This window comes from Streptomyces albiaxialis (genome assembly GCF_039530985.1).
Taxonomy (GTDB): Bacteria; Actinomycetota; Actinomycetes; order Streptomycetales; family Streptomycetaceae; genus Streptomyces; species Streptomyces albiaxialis.
The window spans coordinates 67,845-82,421 of the sequence record NZ_BAAAPE010000001.1 but is presented as its reverse complement, the minus strand read 5'-3'; the positions used below and the strand labels follow the sequence as shown (position 1 = coordinate 82,421).

At 73.2% G+C, this 14,577-nt stretch carries 11 protein-coding genes; 9 read left to right on the top strand and 2 right to left on the bottom strand.

What is annotated here, in order from left to right; genetic code table 11:
- The first annotated feature begins 144 nt into the window (after positions 1–144).
- The 8 genes from hutU to ABD343_RS00315 all read left to right on the top strand — a co-directional run bounded on the left by hutU (position 145) and on the right by ABD343_RS00315 (position 12,166).
- Positions 145–1,806, top strand: a complete 1,662-nt coding sequence (hutU, locus tag ABD343_RS00350) for a urocanate hydratase (RefSeq protein ID WP_344522684.1) — start codon at positions 145–147, stop codon at positions 1,804–1,806.
- 38 nt (positions 1,807–1,844) lie between these two features.
- Positions 1,845–3,035: an allantoate amidohydrolase gene (locus ABD343_RS00345; RefSeq protein ID WP_344524300.1), complete on the top strand. Its 1,191-nt coding sequence runs from the start codon at positions 1,845–1,847 to the stop codon at positions 3,033–3,035.
- Positions 3,032–4,390, top strand: a complete 1,359-nt coding sequence (locus ABD343_RS00340) for a formimidoylglutamate deiminase (protein ID WP_344522682.1) — start codon at positions 3,032–3,034, stop codon at positions 4,388–4,390. Before ABD343_RS00345 ends, ABD343_RS00340 begins: the two co-directional genes overlap by 4 nt.
- Positions 4,391–4,521: 131 nt before the next feature.
- Complete coding sequence (gene hutI, locus ABD343_RS00335) at positions 4,522–5,694, top strand: imidazolonepropionase (RefSeq protein ID WP_344522680.1); 1,173 nt, start codon at positions 4,522–4,524, stop codon at positions 5,692–5,694.
- 285 nt (positions 5,695–5,979) lie between these two features.
- Positions 5,980–6,168: a type A2 lantipeptide gene (locus tag ABD343_RS00330; protein WP_344522678.1), complete on the top strand. Its 189-nt coding sequence runs from the start codon at positions 5,980–5,982 to the stop codon at positions 6,166–6,168.
- A gap of 117 nt (positions 6,169–6,285) precedes the next feature.
- A complete protein-coding gene (locus tag ABD343_RS00325) occupies positions 6,286–7,092 on the top strand; it encodes an HlyD family efflux transporter periplasmic adaptor subunit (RefSeq protein WP_344522676.1) in 807 nt (268 codons plus the stop codon).
- The gene (locus ABD343_RS00320) at positions 7,089–9,335 is read left to right on the top strand and encodes an NHLP family bacteriocin export ABC transporter peptidase/permease/ATPase subunit (RefSeq protein WP_344522674.1); all 2,247 of its coding nucleotides are present in this window, start codon (positions 7,089–7,091) and stop codon (positions 9,333–9,335) included. Before ABD343_RS00325 ends, ABD343_RS00320 begins: the two co-directional genes overlap by 4 nt.
- Positions 9,332–12,166, top strand: a complete 2,835-nt coding sequence (locus ABD343_RS00315) for an NHLP bacteriocin export ABC transporter permease/ATPase subunit (protein WP_344522672.1) — start codon at positions 9,332–9,334, stop codon at positions 12,164–12,166. Before ABD343_RS00320 ends, ABD343_RS00315 begins: the two co-directional genes overlap by 4 nt.
- 21 nt (positions 12,167–12,187) lie before the next feature.
- Here the strand turns inward: ABD343_RS00315 and ABD343_RS00310 are convergent, their stop codons facing one another.
- The gene (locus tag ABD343_RS00310; protein ID WP_344522670.1) at positions 12,188–12,523 is read right to left on the bottom strand and encodes an ArsR/SmtB family transcription factor; all 336 of its coding nucleotides are present in this window, start codon (positions 12,521–12,523) and stop codon (positions 12,188–12,190) included.
- 103 nt (positions 12,524–12,626) lie between these two features.
- On the opposite strand from ABD343_RS00310, the gene ABD343_RS00305 reads away from it, so the two are divergent.
- Positions 12,627–13,769 (top strand): FAD-dependent monooxygenase, encoded by a 1,143-nt coding sequence (locus ABD343_RS00305; protein ID WP_344522668.1) that lies wholly within the window; start codon positions 12,627–12,629, stop codon positions 13,767–13,769.
- Between the two features lie 7 nt (positions 13,770–13,776).
- Here the strand turns inward: ABD343_RS00305 and ABD343_RS00300 are convergent, their stop codons facing one another.
- Positions 13,777–14,502: a hypothetical protein gene (locus ABD343_RS00300; protein ID WP_344522666.1), complete on the bottom strand. Its 726-nt coding sequence runs from the start codon at positions 14,500–14,502 to the stop codon at positions 13,777–13,779.
- Positions 14,503–14,577: the final 75 nt, after the last annotated feature.

The window sequence follows — 14,577 nt, the reverse complement described above, 5'->3', positions numbered from 1 at the left end:
AACACGGGGTGTGGCGCGATCCCACCACTTTCCCGGCCGCCCGTTGACTGAAAGTATTCAGCGAATAAGCTGAGTGAATAACTGGTCGACAGCCCAGGCAACACAGCCCAGGCAACAGCCGAGACAGTCGAGGGAGACAGGCTCATGGCAGGTCCACGGCCCGTACGGGCACCGCGCGGCACCGAGCTGAGCACGCGGGGCTGGCCGCAGGAGGCGGCGTTCCGCATGCTCCAGAACAACCTCGACCCCGAGGTCGCCGAGCACCCCGACAAGCTCGTCGTCTACGGCGGCACGGGCAAGGCCGCCCGCGACTGGGGCTCCTTCGAGGCGATGCTCCGCACCCTGCGCACGCTCAAGGACGACGAGACGATGCTCGTCCAGTCGGGTCGTCCCGTCGGCGTCATGCAGACCCACGAGTGGGCGCCGCGCGTCCTGATCGCCAACTCCCACCTGGTGGGCGACTGGGCGAACTGGGAGGAGTTCCGCCGTCTGGAGGCCCTCGGACTGACCATGTACGGCCAGATGACCGCCGGCTCGTGGATCTACATCGGCACCCAGGGCATCCTCCAGGGCACCTACGAGACGTTCGCGGCCGTCGCGGCCAAGAAGTTCGGCGGCACCCTCGCCGGGACGATCACCCTCACCGCCGGTCTCGGCGGCATGGGCGGCGCGCAGCCGCTGGCCGTCACCATGAACGACGGCGTCGCGATCGTCGTCGAGTGCGACCCGTCCCGCATCGAGCGCCGCATCGAGCACGGCTACCTCGACGTACGGGCCACCGACACCGCCGACGCGCTGCGCCGCGCCGTCGAGGCCAGGGACGCCCGCCGCCCCCTCTCCATCGGCCTGCTCGGCAACGCCGCGGAGGTGCTGCCCCGGCTCCTCGCCGACGGCGCCCCGATCGACATCGTCACCGACCAGACCTCGGCGCACGACCCGCTCGCGTACCTCCCGGTGGGCATCGACTTCGACGACATGGCGGCGTACGCGCGCGAGAAGCCCGCCGACTTCACCAGCCGCGCCCGGGAGTCGATGGCCCGGCACGTCGAGGCGATGGTCGGCTTCCAGGACGCGGGCGCCGAGGTCTTCGACTACGGCAACTCGATCCGCGGCGAGGCCCAGCTCCACGGGTACGCGCGCGCGTTCGCCTTCCCCGGCTTCGTGCCCGCCTACATCCGCCCCCTCTTCTGCGAGGGCAAGGGCCCCTTCCGCTGGGCGGCGCTCTCCGGCGACCCGAAGGACATCGCGGCCACCGACCGCGCGATCCTCGACCTCTTCCCCGAGAACGAGTCCCTGGCCCGCTGGATCAAGCTCGCGGGCGAGCGCGTCCACTACCAGGGCCTCCCGGCGCGCATCTGCTGGCTCGGCCAGGGCGACCGCGCCAGGGCGGGCGAGCGCTTCAACGACATGGTGGCCTCCGGCGAGGTGGCCGCCCCGCTCGTGCTCGGCCGCGACCACCTCGACACCGGCTCCGTGGCCTCCCCGTACCGCGAGACGGAGGGCATGCGCGACGGCTCCGACGCCATCGCCGACTGGCCGATGCTCAACGCGATGGTGAACGTCGCCTCCGGCGCGTCCTGGGTCTCCCTCCACCACGGCGGCGGCGTCGGCATGGGCCGATCCCTGCACGCGGGCCAGGTCACGGTCGCCGACGGCACGGCCCTGTCGGGCGAGAAGCTGCGCCGGGTGCTCACCAACGACCCCGGCATGGGCGTCATCCGCCACGTCGACGCCGGGTACGGGATCGCGGAGGAGACCGCCGCCGCGCGCGGGGTCCGGGTCCCGATGCGGGAGGGCGACGCGTGAGCCCGTACCAAGGGGCCTCCTCCAGTTCGTTCCACGGCATGTGGAAGGACCTGCTCCCCCTGGGCAGGAACAAGGAAACGGGCGGATACCGGCGGTACGCCTGGACCCCCGCCGACACCGAGTGCCGGGCCTGGTTCGAGGAGCAGGCCCGCGCGCGCGGCCTGGCCCACGAGACCGACCGGAACGGGAACCAGTGGGCCTGGTACGGCGACCCGGCGGCGCCGGGCGCCGTCGTCACGGGCTCGCACCTGGACTCGGTGCCGGACGGCGGCGCGTACGACGGGCCGCTGGGCGTCATCTCCGCGTTCGCGGCGTACGACGAACTCCGGGCCCGGGGAGCGGCGTTCGGCAAGCCGCTCGCGCTGGTCAACTTCGCCGACGAGGAGGGCGCGCGCTTCGGCCTCTCCTGCGTCGGCTCGCGGCTGGCCGCGGGCACGCTGACCCCGGAGGGCGCGTACGCGCTGCGCGACGCGGACGGGATCTCGCTCCCGGACGCGATGGAGGCCGCGGGCCAGGACCCCTCGGCGCTCGGCCCGGATCCCGGACGGCTCGCCCGTATCGGTGCGTTCGTCGAGCTGCACATCGAGCAGGGCCGGGCGCTGGCGCTCGAGGAGCGGGACACGCCCGTCGGCGTCGCGTCGGCGATCTGGCCGCACGGCCGCTGGCGGTTCGACTTCCACGGCGAGGCGAACCACGCGGGCACGACCCGCCTGGAGGACCGCCGCGACCCGATGCTCACGTACGCGAACACGGTCCTCGCCGCCCGCAAGAAGGCTCGCCTCGCGGGGGCCCTCGCGACGTTCGGCAAGGTCGCCGTCGAGCCGAACGGGGTCAACGCCGTGCCGTCCCTCGTCCGCGGCTGGCTCGACTCCCGAGCCGCCGACCAGGAGACGCTGGAGTCGGTGGTCGCGGAGATCGAGCGGGCAGCGGCCGAGCGCGGCGCGCGCGACGGCGTGGAGGTCCGGGTCGAGGCGGAGTCCACGACGCCGGTCGTCGCCTTCGACCACGCGCTGCGCGACCGGCTCGCGGCACGGCTCGGCGGCGCGCCCGTGCTTCCCACGGGCGCGGGCCACGACGCGGGTATTTTGTCCGCTTCGGTGCCCACCGCCATGCTGTTCGTGCGGAACCCGACGGGCGTCTCGCACTCGCCCGCCGAGACCGCGGCCGAGGACGACTGCGTGGCGGGCGTCACCGCGCTCGCCGACGTTCTGGAAGGGCTCATCGCATGACACCCGTGTACTGGTGCGAGAGCGCCTGGCTCAACGGCACCGTCGAGTTCGGTGTCGCCCTGGAGGTGACGGACGGCGGCAGGATCGGCGCCGTCCGCACCGGGGAGGCCGCGCCGCCGGAGGGCGCCGTCGTGCTGCGCGGGCTGACGGTCCCCGGCCTGGCGAACGCGCACTCGCACGCCTTCCACCGCGCCCTGCGCGGCACCGTCCAGGTGGGCTCCGGCACCTTCTGGACCTGGCGCGAGACCATGTACCAGACCGCCGCGCGGCTCACCCCGGACAGCTACTACGCGCTGGCCCGCGCGGTGTACGCGGAGATGGCGCTCGCCGGGATCACCTGCGTCGGCGAGTTCCACTACCTCCATCACGCGCCCGGCGGCGAGCGCTACGACGACCCCAACGCGATGAGCCACGCCCTGGTGGCCGCCGCGGCCGAGGCGGGCATCCGGATCACCCTGCTCGACACGGCGTACCTCGCCTCCGGCCTCGGTGCCAAGGGCAGGCCGCCCGAGCCGCCGACCCGCCAGCAGCTCCGCTTCTCCGACGGCACGGCCCAGGAGTGGGCCGAGCGCGCCTCGGCCTTCAAGCCGACCGGCGACCACGTCCGTACGGGCGCCGCGATCCACTCCGTACGGGCCGTCCCGGCGCGCGAACTCCGTACGGTCGCGGCGTGGGCCGAGGAGCGCGAGGCGCCCCTGCACGTCCACCTCTCCGAGCAGACGGCGGAGAACGAGGCGTGCGAGGCCCGGCACGGCCTCACCCCCACCGGGCTCCTGGACGAGCACGGCGTCCTGGGCCCCCGTACGACCGCCGTCCACGCCACGCACCTGACGGACGGCGACATCGCGCGCGTCGGCGGCACCGACACGGGCGTGTGCATGTGCCCCACGACCGAACGCGACCTCGCCGACGGCATCGGCCCGGCGCCCGCCCTCCAGCGCGCGGGCGCCACGCTCTCGCTCGGCTCCGACAGCCACGCGGTGATCGACCTCTTCGAGGAGGCCCGCGCCCTCGAACTCGACGAGCGGCTGCGCAGCCGCACCCGGGGCCACTGGACGGCGGCCCAGTTGCTGCGCGCCGCCACCGAGGACGGCCACGCGGCCCTCGGCTGGACCGAGGCGGGCCGCCTGGAGCGCGGCGCGCTCGCCGACTTCACGACGGTCGCCCTCGACACGGTCCGCACCGCGGGCCCGCTGCCGCGGCTGGCCGCCGAGACGGCCGTCTTCGCGGCGACCGCGGCCGACGTCCGCCACACGGTGGTCGGCGGCCGCCACGTGGTGCGGGACGGCGCCCACGCGAGTGTGGAGGACGTCCCGGGCGCCCTGAAGAACGCCAGCGCCGCCCTGCGCCCATAAGGGGACGGAAGGTTGTGGACACCCGTTCCGCGGGGCTGGGGGCACCCCCTGCTGCGGAGCAGCTTGGGGGAGGGTGGACACAGCCGCCCCGCACCCGCAACGGCGCTCACCCCCGACGAACAGGACCCGACATGCCCACGACGGTCATCACCCACATCGGCAGCCTCGTCACCAACGACCCCGCGAGGGGAGACGGATCGCCCCTCGGCCTCGTCCAGGACGCGGCGCTCGTCATCGAGGACGGGGCGGTCGCCTGGATCGGCCGGGCGTCCGAGGCCCCGGCGGCGGACGAGGTCCACGACGCGGGTGGCAGGGCCGCGATCCCCGGCTTCGTCGACTCGCACAGCCACCTGGTCTACGCGGGCGACAGGACCGCCGAGTTCAACGCCCGCATGTCCGGCCGCCCGTACACGGCGGGCGGCATCCGTACGACGGTCCGCGCGACGCGGGAGGCGGCGGACGAGGAGCTGTCGGCGAACCTGGGGGCACACCTGCGCGAAATGCTCCGCCAGGGCACCACGACGGTGGAGACGAAGTCCGGCTACGGCCTCACGACGGACCAGGAGGCCCGCGCCCTGCGCCTCGCGCGCGAGCACACACCGGAGACGACGTTCCTGGGCGCGCACATCGTCGGCCCGGAGTTCGAGGACGACGCGGACGCCTACACGGCCCTGGTGGCGGGCGAGATGCTCGACGCGTGCGCGCCGTACGCCCGTTACGTGGACGCCTTCTGCGAGAAGGGCGCCTTCGACGGCGACCAGACGCGCGCGATCCTGACGGCCGGCAAGGCGAAGGGCCTGATCCCCCGCGTCCACGCCAACCAGCTCTCGCACGGCCCCGGCATCCAGATCGCCGCCGAGCTGGGCGCGGCCTCCGCCGACCACTGCACGCACACGGACGACGCGGACCTCGCCGCGCTGGCGGACAGCGGCACGGTGGCGACGCTGCTGCCCGGCTGCGAGTTCTCCACCCGCTCCCCGTACCCGGACGCCCGCCGCTTCCTGGAGGCGGGCGTCACGGTCGCCCTCTCCACGGACTGCAACCCCGGCTCGTCGTACACCTCGTCGATGCCGTTCTGCGTCGCGGTGGCCGTACGGGAGATGAACATGACCCCCGACGAGGCCCTCTGGTCCGCCACGGCGGGCGGGGCCAGGGCCCTGCTGCGGGACGACGTCGGCCGGCTGGCCCCGGGGGCGCGCGCGGACATCACGCTGCTCGACGCGCCCTCGCACGTGCACCTGGCCTACCGGCCGGGGGTGCCGCTGGTCGCGGGGGTGTGGCGCGGGGGTGTGCGCGAGGTGTGACCGGTCCGCGCTTGCGCGGAAGTTGCGCCGAACCTTCAACGGACGTGCGGAGGGCATCGAGAGCGTGTGCCCGAACCTCATGAACACGCCGAGTGTGTGGAGATACCGAGGTCAGGGGCCTGAGAAGTAGCGGCGGGGCTCGGAAGCATGTTCTTCTCTTGAACAGCCAGGCCCGGAACGGGGGCGTCCGGTTCCGGATGTTCCCGGATGCCCGAACGTGCCCGATTTCCGGCCGGCATTTTCTCTTTCCCCGTGAACCCCCTATGCATTGGAAGGAACGCATCCATGCGCGACCACATCGAGACCGCTGAGCTTGCCGACGCCGAGCTGGACGCCGTCTCCGGCGGCATCCTCAACAACACCCTCGGCACCGCCGCCGGTGCCGCGGGCACCGTGGACGGCCTGGCCCACGGCGCCGTCGACGGCACCCTGAACGACGTCGCCAACCTGAACGTCGGCGTCAACGCCGCCTGAGTTCGGCGGTTCGGCAGAAACGCGTACTGACCATGGGCCCCGGAACGCCGTTCCGGGGCCCATGAGTCGAGGGCGCGGAGAGCGTGAAGAGCGTGAAGGACATGAGGGACGCGTGAGATGGAGTTCCGGAAGAAGGCGCTCGCGAAGCTGCAGTCGCCCGAGGAACTCGACGTCCCCGTGCGCTTCGCCCGCCCGCAGGGGACGCTCGTCCTGCTCGTCACGGTCGTCGTGACGGCGGCGTGCTGCGTGTGGGCGGTCACCGGCACCGTGTCCACGAAGCTGTCCGTGCCCGGCGTCCTCACCCACGCCCGCGGCAGCTTCCTGCTCCAGAGCCCGGTGGCCGGACAGGTCACCGCGGTGCACGCCAAGGAGGGCCGCACCCTCAAGAAGGGCGCACCGGTGGTGAGCGTACGGACCGAGCGGGGGACGCACGCCGTACGCGCGGTCGCCGACGGCCGCGTCACCTCCCTTGCGGCCCGGATCGGCTCGGTCGTCACACCGGGCGCCGATGTCGCCACCGTCGAACGGGTCGAGGGTCCCGGCGACCCGCTCGTGGCGATGCTCTACGTGCCCGCCGCCAAGGGCGCGGAGCTGACGGCGGGCGCCGCCGTCGATCTGACGGTGGACTCGGCGCCCCCGGACCGGTACGGAATGCTGCGCGGCACGGTCGAGGACGTGGGCCGCTCGCCGCGCAGCGCCGAGCAGCTCGCCGGGTTCCTCGGCGACCGTTCACTGGCCCGGCAGTTCACCCGCGCCGGCAAGCCGCTGGCCGTACGGGTCACGCTCGAGCGGTCCGCGGCGGCCCCGTCCGGATACGCCTGGTCCCGCGCCGACGGACCGCCCTTCACGCCGGACTCGGCGACGCCGGTGAGCGGCGCCGTCCACCTCGCCGCGCAGCGGCCCGTCGACTGGCTGCTGCCATGACGGACCACCGCGGCAGTCGGCGCCGCCCGGCGCCCGCCAGGAAGCAGAACCCCGCGCAGCAGCCGCCCCGTGCCCGTGGCGTCCGGACGCCGACCGTGCTCCAGATGGAGGCCGTCGAGTGCGGTGCCGCCGCGCTCGCGATGGTCCTGGGGTACTACGGCCGCCACGTCCCCCTGGAGGAGCTGCGCATCGCCTGCGGCGTCTCCCGCGACGGCTCCCGCGCGAGCAGCCTGCTGAAGGCGGCGCGCGGCTACGGGCTGACGGCCAAGGGCATGCAGATGGAGGCCGAGGCGCTGGCCGGGGTCCGCGCTCCGGCCGTGCTCTTCTGGGAGTTCAACCACTACGTCGTCCTCGACGGCATGGGACGCCGCCTCGGGCGGCGCGGCGTGCGCATCAACGACCCGGCGCGCGGGCGGCGGTTCGTGCCCATGGAGGAGTTCGACACTTCCTTCACAGGTGTGGTGCTGACCTTCGAGCCCGGCGCGCGGTTCCGGCGCGGCGGCCGGAAGCCCGGCGTGCTCGGCGCGCTGCCCGCGCGGCTGCGCGGCACCTCGGGCGCGATGCTGGCGGCGCTGGTGGCCAGCTTCCTGCTCGTGGTGGTCGGCGCGGCGGTCCCGGCGCTGACCCGTACGTACATCGACACCTTCGTCTTCGGCGGGCAGGAGTCGCTGCTGACGGTGCTGTTCGCGGCGATGGGCGGCGCCGTGCTGCTCACCGGGGCGCTCACGGCGCTCCAGCAGGGCAATCTGCTGCGCGCCCGGCTGATCTCCTCGACGCTGGGCAGCGCGCGCTTCGTCCGGCACCTGCTGCGGCTGCCGGTCACCTTCTTCACCCAGCGCAACCCGGCCGACCTCGTCCAGCGCCTCCAGTCCAACGACACGGTGGCCGAGACCCTGGCCAGAGACCTGGCGGCGGCGGGCGTGGACGCGGTGGTCGTCCTGGCCTACGCCGTGCTGCTGTGGCACTACGACCCGCAACTCACCCTCATCGGCGTCGGGTTCGCGCTGCTCAACGTGGCCGCGATGCGGACCGTACTGCGGCTGCGGGCCACCGGCACGCAGAAGCTGCGCGCCGACCGGGCCCGGCTGACCAACACCTCCTACAGCGGCCTTCAACTGATCGAGACGATGAAGGCCACCGGCGGTGAGTCGGGCTTCTTCCGCCGCTGGGCCGGGCAGCACGCCGCCACGCTGGACGAGCAGCAGCGGCTCGGGGTGCCCACGGCCGCGCTCGCCGTCGTGGCCCCGGCGCTCGCCGCGCTGAACAGCGCGGCGATCCTGCTGATCGGCGGGCACCGCGCCGTCGAGGGCGCCATCACGGTGGGGCTGCTGGTCGCCTTCCAGGCCCTGGTCACCAGCTTCACCGCGCCGCTCACCCGGCTCAACTCGGTGGCGGGCCGCATCCAGGACTTCGCCGCCGATGTCGCCCGCCTCAAGGACGTCGAGGCCTTCCCCGCCGACCCGCTCTACACCCGCCCCGAACCGCCCGCGAGCACCCGCAGGCTGACCGGCCATCTGACCCTGGAGCGCCTCACGTTCGGCTACAACCCGCTGGACAAGCCGCTGCTCACCGACCTCAGCCTGACCGTGGGGCCCGGCCGGCAGATCGCGCTGGTCGGCGGCTCGGGCAGCGGCAAGTCCACGGTCTCCCGGCTGCTCGCCGGGCTCTACACGCCGTGGGAGGGCGCCATCCGCATCGACGGGCGCCGGCTGGAGGACATCCCGCGCGGGGCGCTGGCCGCCTCGGTCTCCTTCGTGGACCAGGACGTCTTCCTCTTCGAGGGCACGGTGCGCGACAACGTGACGCTGTGGGACCCCTCGCTGACCGACGACGCGGTGACGGCCGCGCTGCGGGACGCCGCGCTGTACGAGGAGGTGGTCCGGCGGCCCGGCGGCCTCCACGCCCGTGTCGAGCAGGACGGCCGCAACTTCTCCGGCGGCCAGCGGCAGCGGCTGGAGATCGCCCGCGCCCTGGTGCGCCGCCCCAGCGTGCTGGTGCTGGACGAGGTGACCAGCGCCCTGGACGCCGAGACCGAGGCCCTCATCATCGACAACCTGCGGCGGCGCGGCTGCGCCTGCGTGGTGATCGCGCACCGGCTCAGCACCGTGCGGGACAGCGACGAGATCGTGGTGCTGGACAGCGGCACCGTCGTCGAGCGGGGCACCCACCACCGGTTGATCGCGGCCGGGGGCCCGTACGCGGAGCTGGTCGGGGAGCACGGGTCGCACGGGGTGCGCGGATGACGACGTACGCGCAGGGCGCGAGTGATCCGGTGGTCGCCCGTCTCGGCGGACTGGGCCAGGCGGTGACCCACGCGCCGGGCAGCGGCATGGCGCTGGAGGGGCCGCATGTGCTGTGGCTCGTGGCGCAGGGCGCGATGGACGTCTTCGCGGTGGGCGCCGAAGGACAGGGGCAGTGGCACTACCTCGGCAGGCTGGAGGCCGGAACGCTGCTGCTCGGCCCGGTCGAGGGCCCCCGGCACACGCTCGTCGGCCGCCCGGCGCAGGGCAGCGTGGTGCACCGGATCCCGCTGTGGCAGCTCTTCCCGCAGCAGGGGGCGTACGGCCCGTATCCCCCGTACGACCCGTACGCACTGCTGGAGGACGCGGTCGCGCGCGGCATCGGGCGGGGGCTGCGGGTGCTGTTCGACGCCCCGCTGGACGGCCGTCCGGTCGCGCACCACGAGCAGCGGGCACCGTCCGCGGGCGACGAGGACATCCTGTGGATGCCGGTTCCCGCGGGGAGCGTGTGCTACGCCGACACCGGCGGCGCCCTGCTGATCGACGGCGAGGTCTGGCGGTTCATGGCCGACCAGCTCGCGCGGCTGCTCCACACCCTGGACCGCTGGGTCGAGCGCCTGGAGCGCGCGCACGAGGACCGTACGGCGGCCGGGATCGAGGCCGGGGAGGCCGTACGGGAGGAGGCGGACGAGGCCCTGCTCGCCTCGATCGGCAGATCTTCCGGGGCCGGGACCGGGACCGGGGCCGGGACCGGGTCGGCGGGCGGCGGCGACACCGACAGCCTCGTGGCGGTGTGCCGCGCCGTGGCGAAGGCGTCGGGCGTCACCCTGCACGTACCGCCTGAAGGGCTGCCGGACGACGACACGCTGGACCCGGTGGAGCGCCTGGCGGTCAGCTCACGGGTGCGCACCCGACCGGTCAAGCTGTCAGGGGCCTGGTGGAAGGAGAACTGCGGCCCGCTGGTGGGCCACCGCGCCGCGAGCGGGGCGCCCGTGGCGCTGCTGTGGCGGCGAGGGCGGTACGAGGCCGTCCAGCCGGGCAGCGGAAGCCGGTGGCGGATCGGCCCGGACAACGCCGACGCGTTCGCCTCCCGCGCGGTGATGTTCTACCGCCCGCTCCCGGAACGCCCTCTGCCGCCGGGCAAGTTGCTGCGCTTCGCGCTGCACGGGGCCCGCGCCGACCTGCTCACCCTGGCGCTGAGCGGACTGGTGGCGGTCGGGCTGGGCGCGCTCGTGCCGGTGGCGACGGGGAAGGTGCTCGGCGAGTACGTACCGGCCGCCGAGCGGGGGCTCATCGTGCAGGCCGCTGCGGCGATCGTGGCGGCCACGGTCGTGTCGGCGGGCTTCATGCTGCTCCAGAACACCGCGCTGCTGCGGCTGGAGGGACGGCTGGAGGCCACGCTGCAACCGGCGGTATGGGACAGGCTGCTGCGCCTCCCTGCCCGCTTCTTCACCGCCCGCTCCACCGGAGAACTGGCCAGCGCCGCCATGGGCGTGAGCGCCATCCGGCGGGTGCTCTCGGGCATCGGCCCCGTGGTCGTCCAGTCCGGCACGGTGGCGGCCGTCAACCTCGTCCTCCTCCTGCTGCACAGCGTGCCGCTGGCGCTCGCCGCGCTGGGCGTGCTGGCCGTCGTCGCGGTGGTGTTCGCGGCCACGGGGCTGTGCCAACTGCGCTGGCAGCGAAGGCTGGTGGAGCTGCAGAACAAGCTCAACAACCAGGCGTTCCAGACCCTGCGCGGACTGCCGAAGCTGCGCGTCGCGGCGGCCGAGCCGTTCGCGTACGCCGCGTGGGCCAAGGAGTTCGCGCACAGCCGCGAACTCCAGCGGCGGGTGGGCCGCATCCGGAACCTGAACGCGGTCGTGGGCGCCGTCTACCTCCCCCTGGCCATGCTGCTGCTGTTCGTCCTGCTCGCCGGACCGGCCCGCGACAGCCTCTCGCCCAGCGGCTTCCTCACCTTCACCACGGCCATGACGATGCTGCTGACCTCGGTCACGCAGCTCACCAACGCGCTGATCTCCTGCGCCGCCGCGCTGCCGATGTACGAACAGATCAAGCCGGTGCTGCGGGAGCTGCCGGAGGTACGCGGCGGCAGCACACGCCCCGGCACCCTGACGGGCGCACTGGAGGCACGGGAGCTCACCTTCCGCTACGCGGAGGAAGGGCCGCCGGTCCTGGACGGGATATCCCTCAGCATCGACCCGGGCGAGTTCGTGGCGATCGTAGGCCCGAGCGGCTGCGGCAAGTCCACGCTGCTGCGGCTGCTCATCGGCTTCGAACAGCCGGACGCGGGCGAAGTGCGCTACGACGGCCAGGACCTGGCGGCGCTCGACCAGGCGGCGGTGCGCCGCCAGTGCGGGGTGGTCCTCCAGCACGCGCGCCCGCACGCGGGCTCCATCCTGGAGTGCATCTGCGGCGCCGAGACCTTCCCTCAGGAGGACGTCTGGGCGGCGGCGCGCATGGCGGGAGTGGCCGAGGACATCGAGGCCATGCCCATGGGCCTGCACACCATGCTCTCGGACGGCGGCGGCACCGTCTCGGGCGGCCAGCGCCAGCGGCTGATGATCGCCCAGGCCCTGGTGCGCCGCCCCCGCCTCCTCTTCTTCGACGAGGCCACCAGCGCCCTCGACAACGAGGCCCAGCGCGTGGTCGCCGAGAGCACCCGCTCCCTCAACGCCACCCGCGTGGTGATCGCCCACCGCCTCTCCACGATCCTCGAAGCGGACCGCGTGATCGTCCTCGACCAGGGCCGCGTGGTCCAACAGGGCCCGCCCACGGCGCTCCTGGCGGACACGACGGGCCTCTTCCACGAGCTGGTGCGGCGCCAGACCGGGTGACGGGCTGCTCCGGCCCGCCGTTCAGCGAGGAGCGGGGCCGCCCGGGGACTCTGCGCCCAGGAGCGTGAGCAGCCCGGGGAATCTCTTCTCGATGTCCGCGCGCCGCAGGCGGATGCCCTTGCGGTTGCCGTAGTCGATCTCGTCGATGAGACCCGCCTCGCGCAGGACCCGGAAGTGGTGGGTCTGGGTCTGCTTCGAGATCGGGAGATCGAACGAGTTGCAGCCGCGCTCGCTGTCGCCGCGGTCGGCGGCCAGCTCCGTCATCACCGCACGACGGTGCTCGTCGGCGAGGGCGCGCAATACCGCACCCAGATCGAGCGCGTCGGCCTCGGGGCCGACCAGGTTCCTCCCGGCCACGTGACACTCCCTTCAGGTATGACTTGCATCGTACCTGAAGGGCGTGCTCCACTGAGGTACGAAATTGATCGTACCTAGAACGACACCCCGTGAGGTCATCGTCATGAAGAAGCCCGAGGTACTGATAGTCGGTGCCGGAATCGCAGGACCCGCACTCGCCTACTGGCTCTCCCGGAACGGATACCGGCCGACGGTCGTCGAACACGCCCGGCAGTTGCGCTCCGGTGGCAGCGCGATCGTCGTGAAGGGGCCCGCGATCCCGGTCGCCGACCGCATGGGCATCCTTCCGCTGCTCCGCGACCTCGCCACCCGCAACCGGTCACTGACCCTGCTCGACCCCGGCGGCAGGCGGATCCTGCAACTCCCGCTCACCTCGGACAGGGCCCCGACGGTCGAGGTGACCAGGGCCGACCTGTCCGAGGTGCTCCACCGGTCGGCGCGGACCGAGGCCGAGTTCATCTTCGACGACACGGTCACCGCTCTCGACCAGGACGAAGGCGGGGTGGACGTCACCTTCCGGCGTTCCGCGCCACGGCGCTTCGACCTGATAGTCGGCGCCGACGGGATGCACTCCACCGTACGGCGCCTGGTATTCGGCCCCGAGCGGCAGTTCGTGAGCGACCTGGGCCTGTACGGCGCGACCGTCCCGCTGGAGCCCGACGCCGTCGAGGACCCGAGCGAGATGACGATGCTGACCGCGCCGAACCGGATGCTGGTCCTCCACCCCTCGCGGACCACTCCGCTCGCGATCTTCACCTTCCGGGCCGCACCGCCGGCGCCCCACGACCGCAAGAACATCGCCCTGCACAAGCAGACCGTGGCCGACGCCTACGCCGACGTGCGGTGGCGGGCACCGGAACTCGTCGCGGCGTACCTCGACCACCCGGCTCCGTTCTTCGACCCCCTGACCACCGTCCGGATGCCCTCGTGGTCCCGCGGACGGGTCGTCCTGCTCGGGGACGCGGCGGCGGCGACAGCACTGCTGGGTGACGGGTCCAGCATGGCGATGGCGGGCGCGTACGCCCTCGCGGAAGAGCTCGCCGCCCATACCGGTGATCACGCCCGCGCCTTCGCCGCCTACGAGTCGCGGCTCCGCCGTGAGACAGGCCCGCGCCAGCGGCGCGTCCCCCTGCTCTCCAGGCTCATGGTGCCCCGCACCCGGCCGGGCCTCGCGGTGCGCAACGCCGTGGGCCGCGCGGTCGGGCGCACGAACCGGGTCGCCTCCCGCGAAGCCGCGAACCGGTAGACCGCCGTCAGTGGCGCCGCCGGTGCCCCTGAGGACGTGGCGCGTGCGTCTGGGGCTGCCCCTGCGTCATCGGCTGCTGCCCCTGCATCTGCCTCTGCATCCGTGCCTGCGGCGAGTTGGCCAGCTTGTACCCCTTGCCGTAGCGGCCGACCGGTGGCAGCCATACGAAGATGAGCGCGAGGAGTCCGAGGAGCACGGCGGGGAAGCTGGTCAGGAACAGGCTGTCCGGCGGCTCGTCGCCCAGGATCAGCGTGTGCGGCAGGATGAACTGGACGGCCGCCACGATGGTGATCAGCACGCGCGCCCAGCGTGCGCCCGTCCGCAGGACGAACACGGCGAACAGCAGCAGGAGCACCGCGAAGAAGACGGCCATGCCCGCCCGTATGGTGAGCGTGTCCTGGTAGTCGGTCACCGCGTCGTTCCAGATGGGCCCCGACATCGACTTCACGTCCGAGGCGTCGATCCCGGCGGGCAGCCCGACGGCCTCGGGGTTCTCGTCCATCACCTTGCGCAGGTGCTCGTCGACGAAGTCCTTTCCGCCCGAGTAGACGATGATCGCGCCGATCAGGGCGAAGACCGCCGACAGCATGGTGACGACAAACGTCACGACGACGAAGGCCGGCCGCCTGGGCGGCTCCGGCACCTGTGCCTGCACCTGCGGCGGCACGCCCTGCTGAGGGGGGTAGGCCTGCTGCTGCATGGGGTGGGGGGACCCGGGCGGGGGGTAACTCACGGACACCTGCTCCTCGAAGATTTTGCGGGAGCGACGATTTTGGCACGAGGGGTGGGGGGTGGAGTCCAGCTTTCG